Annotated in this window: 14 protein-coding genes; all 14 read right to left on the bottom strand. The window is 39.2% G+C overall.

The features are described from left to right. Nucleotides 1–40 precede the first annotated feature (40 nt). Complete coding sequence (locus EUBELI_RS02795; RefSeq protein WP_012738827.1) at nucleotides 41–2116, bottom strand: heavy metal translocating P-type ATPase; 2076 nt, start codon at nucleotides 2114–2116, stop codon at nucleotides 41–43. Nucleotides 2117–2122: 6 nt separating this feature from the next. Beyond that, a complete protein-coding gene (locus tag EUBELI_RS02790; protein WP_049777859.1) occupies nucleotides 2123–2398 on the bottom strand; it encodes a DUF6110 family protein in 276 nt (91 codons plus the stop codon). Nucleotides 2399–2564: 166 nt separating this feature from the next. After that, complete coding sequence (locus EUBELI_RS02785) at nucleotides 2565–2993, bottom strand: Fur family transcriptional regulator (RefSeq protein ID WP_012738825.1); 429 nt, start codon at nucleotides 2991–2993, stop codon at nucleotides 2565–2567. Nucleotides 2994–3006: 13 nt separating this feature from the next. Then, nucleotides 3007–3144 carry a FeoB-associated Cys-rich membrane protein gene (locus EUBELI_RS02780; RefSeq protein ID WP_041688474.1) on the bottom strand — a complete coding sequence of 46 codons (138 nt, stop codon included), beginning with the start codon at nucleotides 3142–3144 and terminating at the stop codon, nucleotides 3007–3009. 32 nt (nucleotides 3145–3176) lie between these two features. Continuing rightward, on the bottom strand, nucleotides 3177–5681 hold the full coding sequence (gene feoB / locus EUBELI_RS02775; RefSeq protein ID WP_012738823.1) for a ferrous iron transporter B: 2505 nt from the start codon (nucleotides 5679–5681) through the stop codon (nucleotides 3177–3179). Nucleotides 5682–5783: 102 nt separating this feature from the next. Further along, nucleotides 5784–6002 (bottom strand): FeoA family protein, encoded by a 219-nt coding sequence (locus tag EUBELI_RS02770; protein ID WP_012738822.1) that lies wholly within the window; start codon nucleotides 6000–6002, stop codon nucleotides 5784–5786. 53 nt (nucleotides 6003–6055) lie between these two features. Next, nucleotides 6056–6265, bottom strand: coding sequence for a FeoA family protein (locus EUBELI_RS02765; protein WP_022097505.1), 210 nt, complete (start codon nucleotides 6263–6265; stop codon nucleotides 6056–6058). A 197-nt stretch (nucleotides 6266–6462) separates the two neighbouring features. Beyond that, nucleotides 6463–6885, bottom strand: coding sequence for a flavodoxin (locus EUBELI_RS02760; RefSeq protein ID WP_012738820.1), 423 nt, complete (start codon nucleotides 6883–6885; stop codon nucleotides 6463–6465). A gap of 33 nt (nucleotides 6886–6918) precedes the next feature. Beyond that, nucleotides 6919–7488, bottom strand: coding sequence for a DUF3793 family protein (locus EUBELI_RS02755; RefSeq protein ID WP_012738819.1), 570 nt, complete (start codon nucleotides 7486–7488; stop codon nucleotides 6919–6921). A gap of 40 nt (nucleotides 7489–7528) precedes the next feature. Beyond that, nucleotides 7529–7825: a DUF2325 domain-containing protein gene (locus EUBELI_RS02750; protein WP_012738818.1), complete on the bottom strand. Its 297-nt coding sequence runs from the start codon at nucleotides 7823–7825 to the stop codon at nucleotides 7529–7531. Between the two features lie 156 nt (nucleotides 7826–7981). After that, nucleotides 7982–8428 carry a PH domain-containing protein gene (locus EUBELI_RS02745; RefSeq protein ID WP_041687971.1) on the bottom strand — a complete coding sequence of 149 codons (447 nt, stop codon included), beginning with the start codon at nucleotides 8426–8428 and terminating at the stop codon, nucleotides 7982–7984. 48 nt (nucleotides 8429–8476) lie between these two features. After that, nucleotides 8477–12229 (bottom strand): phosphoribosylformylglycinamidine synthase, encoded by a 3753-nt coding sequence (locus tag EUBELI_RS02740; RefSeq protein WP_012738816.1) that lies wholly within the window; start codon nucleotides 12227–12229, stop codon nucleotides 8477–8479. 76 nt (nucleotides 12230–12305) lie between these two features. After that, on the bottom strand, nucleotides 12306–13241 hold the full coding sequence (locus EUBELI_RS02735) for a M14 family metallopeptidase (RefSeq protein WP_012738815.1): 936 nt from the start codon (nucleotides 13239–13241) through the stop codon (nucleotides 12306–12308). Further along, nucleotides 13241–14173: a M14 family metallopeptidase gene (locus tag EUBELI_RS02730; protein WP_012738814.1), complete on the bottom strand. Its 933-nt coding sequence runs from the start codon at nucleotides 14171–14173 to the stop codon at nucleotides 13241–13243. Before EUBELI_RS02730 ends, EUBELI_RS02735 begins: the two co-directional genes overlap by 1 nt. Between the last annotated feature and the right edge of the window lie 11 nt (nucleotides 14174–14184).

Here is a 14184-nt window from a genome sequence, read left to right as displayed (position 1 = left end):
TTGTCAATTTCCCTTTTTACTTAATTTTAGTTTCATAATCTTATACCGGCAGATTCTTCATACTCTCAAGACTTATAACAAGTGTTGATGTATTATGAAGAAGTGCTGAAGTTGTAGGCTGTATGACGCCAGTTACACCAAGTGCAATAAGTGCGGAATTGAATCCGACAATCACACGGTAATTTCTGTTAATCTTCTTAATCAGACTGTCACTTAATTTCTTAAGCATAAGTATCTGATTAAGGTCATCTGCGCCGACAGTGATATCTGCAATCTCTCTTGCAATCTCAGCACCATCACTTATGGCAATACCTACATCTGCTGCTGAAAGCGCTGGTGAGTCATTAATTCCATCACCAATCATAATTACCTTTCGTCCGGCTGCCCGCTCTTTCTCTACGAACTTAGCCTTGTCTTCTGGAAGAACTTCTGAATAATATTCAGTAACTCCAACCTTTCTGGCAATAGAGGCGGCTGTTCTTTCACTGTCTCCGGTCATCATGACAACCTTTGATATTCCAGCCTTCTTAAGCCCTTCAATAACCTCCGGTGCTTCTTCTCTTAATGGATCAATTATGCATATAACTGCTGCAAGCTGACCGTTAATTGCCATATAAAGATGTGAGCAGTCATCTGGAAGGCTGTCAAATAACTCCTGCTTTCCTACTGGAATTACACATACCTCATCCTCAAATACAAAGTGATGGCTTCCTATGATAACCTTGCTTGTATCGATAAATGTTGATATTCCATGTGCAACAATATATTCAACCTTAGAATGCATCTCTTCGTGCATAAGGTTTCTTCTGCCAGCTTCATTAACAACAGCCTTAGCCATTGAATGTGGAAAATGCTCCTCTAGACACGCAGCTATTCTTAACAGCTCATCTTCCGGCATTCCGTTAAATGAATATACCCTGCTTACTGTTGGCTTAGCCTTTGTAAGTGTACCTGTCTTATCAAATACGATAGTATCCGCTTCAGCAATTGCCTCTAAGAACTTACCGCCCTTGACTGTTGCACTCGCCTGACTTGCCTGTCTTATTGCTGCAAGTACCGTAATAGGCATAGCAAGCTTCAATGCACATGAGAAATCAACCATAAGTATTGACAATGCCTTAGTAGTATTTCGTGTTAACAGATATGTAAGTGCAGTTCCGCCAAGTGAATAAGGTACAAGCTTATCTGCAAGATGCTCTGCTTTTGACTCAAGACCTGATTTTAACTTCTCAGATTCTTCAATCATCCTGACAATCTTGTCATATTTGCTTGAGCCTCCGGCACGCTTAACCCTGAATACTATCTCGCCCTCTTCTACTACAGTTCCTGCAAATACAGAAGTTCCCTCACCTCTTCTTACAGGCTCAGATTCTCCTGTAAGTGAAGCCTGATTAACCATAGCCTCACCACTGATAACAGTTCCATCAAATGGGATTACATTACCCATCCGGATTATTACATTATCTCCGTCCTTAACATCTTTCACAGATACCTGTACTTCTGCATCATCTGTCTTTAACCAGACCTTATTAACGTTAAGTGACATCGTTCTTGCAAGGTCGTCAACCGACTTCTTGTGTGTCCAGTCCTCTATTATCTCACCTATACCAAGAAGAAACATTACTGAACCAGCTGTATTAAAGTCTCTTCTTAAGATAGAAACTCCTATTGCAGTTGCATCAAGAACTGGAACTTCAAGCTTTCTATCAAGCAGTGTCCTGATTCCTTTATAAATGTACTTCATTGAAGATACTGTTGTTAATACCGCACATACCGGTGCTGGAATAAACAGCTTCTTAGTCATTCTCCATAACACCTGATCCGCCAGCTTTTCAGTATAATGAGAATTGATTGCTCTTCCTGATGTTGCAAGAACATCTTCAGGAACCTCTATGTTGCTGTATCTGAACTTAGCAATAGCTTCAATCACGGTTTTTCTTGAACATCTGTACTCGACGACTGCATCAGCAGTTCTCTCATACACCTTGGCATTCGTAACGCCCTGCAGATTCTTAAGATAATACTGCAAGGTATCTGCCTGTGCAAAAGTCATGCTGGAAGCATCCATGTGAACACGGATTCTTCCGGGCACATCATGCTTTATTGTGAATTTCATACTCTATTACGCTTCCTCATTTTCATCTACTGAATCAAGTACAACTTCTTCTGTGTTATACTTTGTCTCATTGATTGTCTTAGCATCAGCATATATATCCTCACAGTTTTCCTGAACAGTTGTAGCTGTCTTCATTATACATGATTTAGCTCTTAAAACTGCTGCTGTACAGTTAGTGTAAAGCTTCTTTGCGTCCTTGCTTGTAAGAATCTTAATTCCTGCTGTTCCAAATAATACACCTGCTGCGAAAAGTCCTGGTTTCTTTAAGTTATCAATTTTCATACTGTGCTCCTCTCTGTCCACATTGGACAATAAATGTTTCTTAAGTTTGACGGTTATTATATTACACATTATGTAACATTTCTACATAAATCCACTTATTGAGAAATCTTCTCAATATAGCAAAAGGAGAGATGAAACAGTTTCATCTCTCCCTTATTAGTAAATATTATTTATTAACTGAAACTGCCTTTTTCCTGTCAACTACACTTGTTATCTTCTGATTCTTAATGTATCCGCAGGCTTCTAGCCCTGACTCAATAATTTTACTCCATTTGCTTTCTGATAAATTAATTGACGAATCATCGTTTAATCTTACAGTATAACCGCCATTATCATTCTCATCACAAGTTATCCTATACATATTCTTACGGTTAATTGCACCTATTTCTTCCAGTGTATTAACCATTCTATATACAGTTGCAGCCCCAATCTTAGGATCCTTTTTTACTGCCTTGTAATAAATCTCTTTACAGCTTGAGCAGTCCTCTTCAAGAATTACATCAAGAAGCATAAGCCTCTGTTTAGTTATCCTGCAACCCTGCTGCTTGAGACGAGAAATAATAATGTCTTTGTCTTTATCAGGATTTCTGACCACCCGTTACCTCCTTTTAATGGCAGTGGCCTTTGCATTTACCGCAGTCGCCACCACATGTGAACGATTTACCGTTTTTCTTGTCGTGTACCATACTGCGTACAATAAGCGCAACTATAATCACTAATATAACTCCTACTATAATTGTTCCCAGCATAATTACACCTCCGATAATATATCATTTAATTACTTTGTTGCATTTAAAAGCTTCTTAGAATCAACCTTTAATGTCTTACTTTCCTTATATGGTCTGAATAACAGATAGATGAAACCAACAATTATAAGAATTGCGATTACTGTGAATACATTAAATGCTGTGTCGCCAGTAATAAGACCAGCAATCTGGTTAATTACAAGACCTACAAGGTAAGCATATCCACACTGGTATCCGATTGCAATCCAGAACCACTTAGTGTTGTTCATCTCTCTCTTAATAGCACCCATTGCTGCGAAGCAAGGAGCACAGAGAAGATTAAATGCAAGGAATGCATATCCGCTTACTACTGTAAATGTAGCTGCCATGTTAGCATATACTGTTCCCTCACCTGCTGAGTAAAGGATACCCATTGTACCAACGATATTCTCCTTAGCAACAAGACCAGTAATAGAAGCAACAGTTGCCTGCCAGTTACCAAATCCTAAAGGAGCAAATATCCATGCGATTGCCTTACCAATTCTGCCAAGAATAGAGAAGTCAATCTGATCATCTGCAAGCATTGTAAATGTTCCATCAACAAATCCGAAGTATGTTGTGAACCAGATAATGATTGTTGAAAGTGTGATGATTGTTCCGGCCTTCTTGATGAATGACCATCCACGCTCCCACATGCTTCTTAATACTGTACCAACTGTTGGAAGATGGTATGCTGGAAGCTCCATAACGAATGGTGCCGGATCTCCAACGAATAACTTTGTCTTCTTTAAGATGATACCTGAGCAGATAATTGAGAATATTCCAAGGAAGTATGCTGATGGAGCAACCCATGGAGCACCATCAAAGATAGCTCCGGCAACCATTGCTATGAATGGAAGCTTAGCTCCACAAGGAATAAATGTTGTTGTCATAATTGTCATCTTACGGTCTCTGTCGTTCTCAATTGTACGTGAAGCCATGATACCAGGAACACCACAACCTGAACCGATAAGCATTGGAATGAATGACTTACCTGAAAGACCGAACTTACGGAAAATTCTATCCATAATGAATGCTATACGTGCCATATAGCCGCAAGACTCAAGGAATGCAAGGAATATGAATAATACAAGCATCTGTGGAACGAAGCCAAGTACTGCACCAACACCGGCTACAATACCATCAAGGATAAGACCCTTTAACCAGTCTACACAACCAATTGCATCAAGTCCTGACTCAAGAAGCACTGGGATACCAGGAACCCATACACCATAATTAGCAGGATCTGGAGCTGCACCATCATTGTCTATACACTGTTCAATAGCTTCCTTAACACCAGCTGCATCTGTTGTCTCTGTTGTTACACTAAGATTTTCCTCATCTTCTACATCATAATCTAATGTAAGATTAGCTGGAACTGTGTTTTCAAGTTTCTTTAATGCTGCTACTGCTGCATCTGAATCATAATCATCAGCTTCTGTATCAATAGCATCTGCATACTCTTCACCTTTATCACCAAGGCTGTCGATATATGCCCCGATGATTGCATCTGAATCACCATACTCATCAGCTACTTCTTCGTAAGCTGAAGTGCCAATTCCGAAGAGATGCCAGCCATCACCGAACACACCATCGTTAGCCCAGTCTGTTGCCCATGTACCAACTGTTGTAACTGATACATAGTATACGATGAACATTACGACTGCAAATATTGGAAGTGCTAAGAATCTGTTAGTAACTATTCTATCAATCTTATCTGATGTAGAAAGCTTCTTCTCAGACTTCTTTGCAAAACATCCACTGATAATTGAAGATATATATGTATATCTTTCATTAGTGATAATACTTTCTGTATCATCATCAAATTCTTTCTCAAGAGTCTCAATCTCAGCTGAAACATCTGGAACATTCTTCATAAGAACTTTAATCTTATCATCCTTCTCAAGAAGCTTGATAGCAAAGAATCTCTTCTGTTCTTCAACAATATCAAGACCAAGCTTATCTTCTACTGCAGATATAGCTGCCTCAACCTTATCATCAAACTTGTGAGCAATTGTATTGAGCTTCTTGCTCTCTGCAAGCTTAACAGCCTTCTCTGCTGCTTCCTTAATGCCAGTTCCCTTAAGAGCTGATATCTCAACAGCTTCACATCCAAGGTTCTTTCCTAACTTGGCAAGGTCAACCTTATCTCCGTTCTTTTCCATGATATCGACCATGTTAACAGCCATAATAACTGGAATCCCCAGTTCCATAATCTGTGTTGAAAGATAAAGGTTTCTTTCAATGTTAGTACCATCAACGATATTGATGATTGCATCAGGTCTTTCGTTAATAAGATAATTTCTTGCTACTACCTCCTCAAGAGTATAAGGAGAAAGTGAATAAATACCTGGTAAATCCATGATAGTTACATCTTTATGTCCCTTTAATTTACCTTCCTTTTTCTCAACTGTAACACCTGGCCAGTTACCAACGAACTGATTAGAACCGGTCAAAGCATTAAACAATGTTGTTTTACCGCAGTTTGGATTACCTGCTAATGCAATTTTAATTGACATTTGACTACCTCATTTCTTTTATATAAATGTTTATGTATTTACTAACAAACATTTGACAATTCTTACATTAATTAGATTATGCTAACCTGCATGTAAAAAAAATCAGCCTACCTCTATCATCTCGGCATCGGCTTTACGAAGCGATAATTCATAGCCTCTTACTGTAACCTCTACAGGATCTCCCAAAGGTGCTACCTTTCTTACATAGACTTCAACTCCCTTAGTAATTCCCATATCCATAATTCTTCTCTTAACCGGACCATCACCATTTAACCTGGTAACTTTAACAGTCTGGCCTACAGATACATCTCTTAAAGTCATAGTTTATCTCCTTCTTATTTTAGTTTTATATAAGAACTGGCATATTCAGTCCTTTATACCATAATTTTATTAGCCATATCTTTTCCTATGGCAACTCTTGATTCCTTAATGTTAACAATGACATTACCGCCAGCTTTAGAAACAACTGTTACTACTGCTCCCGGAACGAATCCAAGATTCTCAAGAAAACGTCTTATTTCTTCCTTTCCACCAATCCGCTGGATTGTGTATGGAGTTCCTTCATCAATCATAGTTAATGGCATAAGCTCATCTCCTCTTTTTAGCATATTGATAATGTTTTTCATTACCACCTCGGTTAGTATATTCTAATGGTCATTAGATGTCAACAACTTTTGTTATATTTTTATAATATTTTTTAGAACAATTTAACCCCTGATTGATATAACCAACCAGGGGGCAAAATGTGCAATCTTTTCAATATATTACAGGCAATAAATAATTATGCTAACGCTGCCCCAAGTTTTTTGCAGTTTTCAACAGCATCATCATCTGGTGCTTCCTGACAGATTACGCTGTCTGTTGCAAGAACAGCACCTGCAGCCTTACTTCTTTCTTCCCAGTCAGCCATCCATTCGCCGCTTCCCCATCCATATGAACCAAAAAGTGCAATTTTCTTACCGCTAAGACTTCCTTCTACCTCTGTGAACATTGGCTCAAACTCTGATTCTTCGAGATTCTCTGCTCCCATTGCCGGGCATCCGAATGCGATTCCATCATATTCAGCAACCTTTTCTGAATTAAAATCATTTGCCACAAGTACATCAACCTCTGCTCCGGCTCCTTTAGCACCTTCTGCAACTGCGTTAGCCATTGTCTCTGTATTACCTGTTCCGCTCCAATAAACTACTGCTACTTTACTCATTATCCAATCTCTCCTTTTTTACTTTTTATATGCTTAAACCGTTAATGCAGATATGCTTCTGCCTCGGTCAAAGACTCTTAAATATACTTCTGTGCATTTTCTGTAACGTGCAAACATCTTCTGGCTAAATGCCTCATCACAATACACCTTCCATACCCCACAACATTTGTAATTACAGCCCTTTTGTCTTATAAACTGGATTACATCTTCCACCGGGTAACTTAAGAACAATCCTATTTCATGTGGAAAGCATGTGTTCTCCCCCACTCTCTGTTTAAGATGCTTGATGCTTGCTCCAACTTTATAATCTGTATATCCAAATGTTTTCAGTACATTTTGTACTGCTGGCTGTGACAAATCCTTCTCTAATCTGTCAGGTCTGAACACATATAAAAGTGCACTCTTTTCATTTCGCTTTAAAAATGTAACATACACGCCTTTGGCGTTAAGTTTTCTGTTTACACTTGCAAGCTCTTTCCTAAAATCAGATATATTATCATATCTGTAATTAAAAAGGTTGCCCGTCTTTAATCCGGCAAGCGTCGGAGAACACTCTTTTATAACTTCCCGCTCAATTCTTCCCAATACATCTGTACAGACCATTTTTCTTTTCCTTCCATATTGCACTTTATCCTCTTCTTTATCAGCATGCCCTGCTTTCGCTTAAATATGTTTCTAAAACACTTGTAAGCGATGCCGCACTGCTTGAATGTGTTCTTACTATATTTACATCATTCTTCTTAGCCTCTGTAACAGCTGATAAAACCATCTTATGAGAAACCGTATTAGTAAACAGTATCATAAGATCGGGTGTTCCAATCTGCTTGGAAAATCCGCTTTTTTCCTTAACAAATACCTTCGCCTTGCAGCCGTGTTTCTTACATATCTGCTGATACTGGCGTTCCATACATTCATTTCCACCAATAATAACTACGCTCATATTCTCATCCTTTCATTTACCTTACTCTTGTTAGCTTTGTCTAACCCGTATTTATAAAATAACGGATATCCTAACTGGATACCCGTTACATCAGTTAGCTTTAACTAACTATTAAAATATCATCTTTCTATATAGCTGTCAATACATTTTTACAAATTATCTGTCAAATGGTGCATCGTCATCATTATTGTCAAGGTCATCAATATCCGCTTGACCATCTGAATGGTCATGACCGTCAATCATATTCTCTCTATTGACAACTCTCTTGATATCTCTCTGCTTCTCCACAAGATCTGATAATAGCTCCTTAGTAGCCCTAGGTCTCTTGATATTCTTAATCTCAAAGTCACCCATTGTCTTGTCTCCAGAGCATACTTTAATAGTTCCTACTCCGACAAGTCTCTGCATGAATGAGCGCTCCAATGAAATATCCATAATACGATACAGTCTTACCTCATCATCTTTAACGCTGAAAAATCCTTTACTTATAAAGAATCTATCCTTAGATACACTGTATCTTGTAAATGACCATGGAAGTCCGAGGAAGAGAATTCTCTTCCTGTCCTTCCATAATATATCTGTGCTTACTTTATCTCTTGCCATAATATACCCCTCCAATTCTAATGGCACAATGCTGACATATTCTATGCATTACTTGAAGTACTTAACACCTGATTCGAATATCTTAATATCCTGCTCACCATATATATTAATAGCAACACTGTCGCCGCGTCTCTCAGAATGTGCCATCTTACCGAAGCATCTTCCGTCTGGGCTTGTGATACCTTCAATAGCCATGTATGAACCATTGATATTCCACTCTTCATCCATAGATACATTACCGTCAAGGTCACAGTACTGTGTAGCAACCTGTCCGTTAGCAAAGAGCTTATCAAGCCATTCCTTAGGAGCAACAAATCTTCCTTCACCATGTGAAGCTGGGTTGCAGTATACTCCGCCAAGCTCTGCATTAGCAAGCCATGGGCTTAAATTGCTGACAACCTTAGTATATACCATCTTAGATATATGACGGTTAATTGTATTAAATGTAAGTGTAGGTGACTGTGCATCCTGTCCTGTAATCTTTCCGTTAGGTACAAGACCAAGCTTTATAAGAGCCTGGAATCCATTACAGATACCAAGTGCAAGACCATCTCTCTCATTAAGTAGCTTCTCAACTGCTTCCTTCATCTTGGCATTACGGAATGCTGTAGCAAAGAACTTGGCAGAACCATCTGGTTCATCACCTGCTGAGAATCCACCAGGGAACATAATAATCTGTGCCTGGTTAATAGCCTTCTCAAATTCATCTACAGACTCTCTGATACTCTCAGCATCAAGGTTCTTGAACACCTTAACGATTGTATCAGCGCCGGCTCTTTCAAATGCCTTGGCACTATCGTACTCACAGTTAGTTCCTGGGAATACCGGGATAAATACTGTTGGCTTAGCAACCTTATTCTTGCATACATGTACGCTTGGTGCTTCATATAACTTGCTTTCAACCGGTGTAGTTTCCTTAGAAGCCTTAGTTGGGAATACACCCTCAAGGGTATCAGCCCATACGCTTAATGCTTCTTCTACATTAATTGAAACTTCCTTGTATGTGAACTTACCATTATCCTTAACAGTACCAACCTTAGTATAAGCTGTAGTAATCTCACTAAGCTTGTCCGCTGGAACTTCTGCAACGATACAGCCATAAGCTGGTGCAAAGAGGTCATCTTCCTTAACGTCTGCGCTAATCTCAAAACCTAACTTATTACCAAATGCCATCTTGCTGAGTGCTGGTACAAGTCCGTTAGCATCAAGAACATATGCAGACACAATTGCCTTCTTCTGGATAAGCTCATGTATTGCACTGTAAAGTGCCTTAACCTGTTCGAAATCTGGAAGATCATACTGATTCTTCTTAATATCAAATCTGACTAATACATCACCATCATTCTTAAGCTCAGGAGTAATAATATCTCCTTCCTTAGCTACATCAATAGCAAATGAGCAGAGTGTTGGTGGAACATCAATATGTTCAAATGTTCCTGACATACTGTCCTTACCACCGATTGATGGAAGTCCGAATCCCATCTGTGCTTCATATGCGCCAAGAAGTGCAGCAAATGGCTGGCTCCATCTTTCTGGATCTTCTGTCATTCTTCTGAAGTATTCCTGATATGTGAATCTAATCTTACTGAAATCACCACCGGCAGCAACAATCTTAGCTACAGAATCTGTTACAGCATAGATTGCTCCATGATATGGGCTCCATGATGAAAGATATGGATCAAATCCATAAGACATCATAGTTACTGTATCGCATGAGCCCTTAAGCACTGGAAGCTTTGCAACCATGCTCTGTGTCTCTGTAAGCTGATATTTACCACCATATGGCATATATACTGAACCGGCTCCGATAGAACCATCAAATCTCTCAACAAGTCCCTTCTGTGAGCATTCGTTAAGGTCTGCTAAAGTCTTTAACCACTTACCGCGTACATCTGTAACCTTAACCGGCTTAAGGTAATCGTCTTCCTGTGAAGGAATATCAACTACAACCTTAGTCTCCTGATGAGCACCATTAGTATCAAGGAATGCTCTTGAAATATTAACGATATCCTTACCTCTCCAGTTAAGAACAAGTCTTGGTTCTTCTGTTACAACAGCTACCTCAACTGCCTCTAAGTTCTCCTCAGCAGCATACTGAAGGAATTCCTTAACATCCTTAGGATCAACTACAACAGCCATTCTCTCCTGAGACTCTGATATAGCAAGCTCTGTTCCATCAAGACCTTCATACTTCTTAGGAACTTTATCAAGATCTACCTTAAGACCTGCTGCAAGCTCACCAATTGCAACGGATACACCGCCTGCACCAAAGTCATTACATTTCTTAATAAGCTTAGTAACCTCTGGTCTTCTGAAGAGTCTCTGCATCTTACGCTCTGTAGGAGCATTACCCTTCTGAACCTCAGCACCACAATCCTCAATAGACTTCTCTGTATGAACCTTAGATGAACCTGTAGCTCCGCCACATCCATCTCGTCCTGTTCTTCCACCAAGAAGAATAATGATATCTCCCGGGTCAGAATTCTCTCTCTTAACTGCACTTCTTGGAGCAGCAGCTATAACTGCACCAATCTCCATTCTTTTGGCAACATAATCAGGATGATAGATTTCTTTAACATATCCTGTAGCAAGTCCGATCTGGTTACCATATGAACTGTATCCGTGAGCTGCACCTGTGACAAGCTTTCTCTGTGGAAGCTTTCCATGAATTGTCTCTGATACCGGAACAGTAGGGTCTGCTGCACCTGTAATTCTCATTGCCTGATATACATATGTACGTCCTGACAATGGATCTCTTATAGCACCACCTAGACAAGTTGCTGCGCCACCAAATGGCTCAATCTCTGTTGGATGGTTATGTGTCTCATTCTTAAAGTTAACAAGCCATTCCTCTGTCTTTCCATCGATCTCAACCGGAACAACAATTGAGCAGGCATTAATCTCATCAGATTCTTCCTGATCAGCTAACTTGCCCTCAGCCTTTAACTTCTTAGCACCCATAAGTGCAAGGTCCATAAGGCATACGAACTTGTCCTTACGGTCCTTATATATTTCTGCTCTGTCTGAAAGATACTTGTTATATGTAGCTTCCATAGGGGCTTTGTAGAATCCGTCCTTAAACTTAACATCTGTAAGCTCTGTTGCAAATGTTGTGTGACGGCAATGATCTGACCAGTATGTATCAAGTACTCTGATTTCAGTCATAGAAGGATCACGCTTCTCAACACCAGCAAAATGCTCCTGAATGAACTTAAAATCCTTAAATGTCATGGCAAGTCCTAAAGAATCATATAATTCCTTTAACTTATCCTCTGGCATATCCTTGAATCCGTCAAAATAAATAACATCAGCAGGAGTCTTGAACTCAGTAACTAAAGTTTCTGGAATATCCTCTGCTGCCTGTCTTGAATCAACAGGGTTAATGCAGTGTTCCTTAATCCTGTTCTTCTCCTCATCAGTAACAGTTCCTGTCAATACATAAGTTACAGCAGTCTTGATAACTGGTGTCTCATTCTCATTAAAGAACTTAACACACTGTTCTGCAGAATCAGCTCTCTGGTCGAACTGTCCTGGAAGATACTCTACAGAGAACACGAAATCATCCTTTCCCGCTGGAAATGTTCCCTCATAAACATCATCTACCGGTGGCTCAGAAAAAACAGTAGTAAGTGCTTTCTTATATGTTTCTTCTGAAAGATTCTCAATATCATAACGGATAAGAACTCTTACATCTGTAATAGTCTTTATTCCAAGATATCCTCCTATCTCCTCAAGTAATTCTTTCGCATTAACTGCAAATGGTTTCTTTTTCTCGACAAAAACTCTCTTTACGCCGCTCATATCTTCCTCCTGAGATTAGTTATATTAATTATTAATATTTAACCATTGTATCACAATAAAACATATTTTCAAACAACTATTCATGCATTCTTCTTATTATCTTGTAAACAACCTGATTACCCATTACGGTAGGACCTGTATGTGCGAAGAAAACAATACCGTCTGTCTGTGATATTATCTCACTCTTAACAGTACCCTCGCATGGATCAAGAATCTGTGCAATAAGTTCTCCATGATATACAGGGTCACCCGGCTCTTTAAGTCTCTTGTAAAATCCTGCATCATAAGTCTTGACTGCCATAAGGTCAAATTCGTTGATAACACTTGCAATATATCCACTGTGATTGTTGTACTTAAGAATACCCATTCTGGTTAAAAACCTGAGAACAGATGACACAGCCTGTCTTGCAGACTTCTCATCAATCATATCTGTGCTGTTAGTATATATTGAAAATGCATTAGTACCATTCATCTGCCAGTTATAATTTAGTGTCACTGTATCCATTGGCTTCGGCTTTCTAATAACAACGTACTGAAGTCCGAACAGATTGGCAAGACTTGCACTCTGAAATCCTGTATCCATCATCTTTACATGAGGAATAAAATCACCCGGCATATAAAAGCTCGCAAAATGTATGCCATAACTGTAACCCTTAATTCTGTCAAAAAGTGTTCCTGCTATCTGCTTGGTTGTATCTCCATTAACATCCCCAGGAAAAGCCCTGTTAATATCAGAATTATCTGTAGGCCAGAATCTCTTTCCTACATTCATGGAAAATCTGTTAACAGATGGGATAACAAGAATCTCATGATTGTGTGATATTGCACCATGAGCTTCAAGCTCTTTAAGTGCTTTAACAAGCTGCGAACATATATACAGCTGCTGTATCTCATTTCCTCTTAATGCACCAACAATACATGCCGACTTCTCACCGCCGCCGAATCTGTAGCCTTCTATCTGATAATCTTCTCTATATATACCCTTTAAAGAATAAATAATCTCTTTCTTCATTATCTGCCACCATAAACTCTTGCTATAAGAGCCCCCTTATGTACTACCGGATTCTCTCTTAATGTAAATATAATTCCATCTGTAGGCGATTCAATTCTCTGGATTATTCTTCCCTCAATAGGTTCGATAATATCTCCTATATGCGTTCCAATTCCAATCCTTCCCATAGAATCAACTGCTGATACGAATATTCTGCTTTCCTTAGCAGTAAGAAATGTAACCTCACCCTCGGTAGAGATAATAGGTTCATTCACTTCTTTCGGCTCATCATCCCATATCCCCATATGAGACATAAGGTTAAATATACCATCAACAATATCCCTGCAATACTTTGGCGTAATTCTGTTTCCAACACCCATCTCCGTAACAAGAGTAGGCACACCAAGATGGTTAAGACTATAGGCAAGAGTTGCATCAAGCACAGTAATAGACGAATATATCCACACAAATTGTGCATTCATCATCTTCGCATAAGGAAGAAGCTTTTCCTGCGTATCATCATTAATTCTTACCTGTGGCATCTCATTTACAAATATATTGCTTGAATGGATATCAATACACAGATCGCTTCCAATAATATCTTCAATAATACCTGCTGCCACATATTCAGCCATCGCTCCATTATTATCACCAGGGAAAACCCTGTTCATATCAAGGTCAAACATAGGAATTCCTCTTGAACCTGTATCAAGTCCAAGAGGATTAATATCTGGATAAATATCTACAATTCCTTTAAGCTTATTCTTCTCTCTTTCAATCCTTCTGATAACCTCATAGCAGATATACTGTCCGTCAAGTTCATCCCCATGAGTGCCTGTAACTATAGAAATCCTTGGCATATCAATGCCGTTTTCTTCATTCGTAAGTCTGTTCTTTCTTACTACCAGCCTTTCATGCACCGGCAATTCCACCGAAACAACTTCTTCTATCATAATACTCTCCC

The organism is [Eubacterium] eligens ATCC 27750, assembly GCF_000146185.1.
GTDB lineage: Bacteria > Bacillota > Clostridia > Lachnospirales > Lachnospiraceae > Lachnospira > Lachnospira eligens.
The sequence above is the reverse complement of the archived record's forward strand: the minus strand, read 5'-3'. Positions and strand labels throughout refer to the sequence as shown.

Coding starts and splice junctions, on each gene's coding strand:
- EUBELI_RS02770 (WP_012738822.1), bottom strand. CDS start 6,002: ATGACTTTAAGAGATGTATCTGTAGGCCAGACTGTTAAAGTTACCAGG.
- EUBELI_RS02760 (WP_012738820.1), bottom strand. CDS start 6,885: ATGAGTAAAGTAGCAGTAGTTTATTGGAGCGGAACAGGTAATACAGAG.
- EUBELI_RS02795 (WP_012738827.1), bottom strand. CDS start 2,116: ATGAAATTCACAATAAAGCATGATGTGCCCGGAAGAATCCGTGTTCAC.
- EUBELI_RS02740 (WP_012738816.1), bottom strand. CDS start 12,229: ATGAGCGGCGTAAAGAGAGTTTTTGTCGAGAAAAAGAAACCATTTGCA.
- EUBELI_RS02790 (WP_049777859.1), bottom strand. CDS start 2,398: ATGAAAATTGATAACTTAAAGAAACCAGGACTTTTCGCAGCAGGTGTA.
- EUBELI_RS02735 (WP_012738815.1), bottom strand. CDS start 13,241: ATGAAGAAAGAGATTATTTATTCTTTAAAGGGTATATATAGAGAAGAT.
- EUBELI_RS02750 (WP_012738818.1), bottom strand. CDS start 7,825: ATGAGCGTAGTTATTATTGGTGGAAATGAATGTATGGAACGCCAGTAT.
- feoB (WP_012738823.1), bottom strand. CDS start 5,681: ATGTCAATTAAAATTGCATTAGCAGGTAATCCAAACTGCGGTAAAACA.
- EUBELI_RS02755 (WP_012738819.1), bottom strand. CDS start 7,488: ATGGTCTGTACAGATGTATTGGGAAGAATTGAGCGGGAAGTTATAAAA.
- EUBELI_RS02765 (WP_022097505.1), bottom strand. CDS start 6,265: ATGCCATTAACTATGATTGATGAAGGAACTCCATACACAATCCAGCGG.
- EUBELI_RS02730 (WP_012738814.1), bottom strand. CDS start 14,173: ATGATAGAAGAAGTTGTTTCGGTGGAATTGCCGGTGCATGAAAGGCTG.
- EUBELI_RS02745 (WP_041687971.1), bottom strand. CDS start 8,428: ATGGCAAGAGATAAAGTAAGCACAGATATATTATGGAAGGACAGGAAG.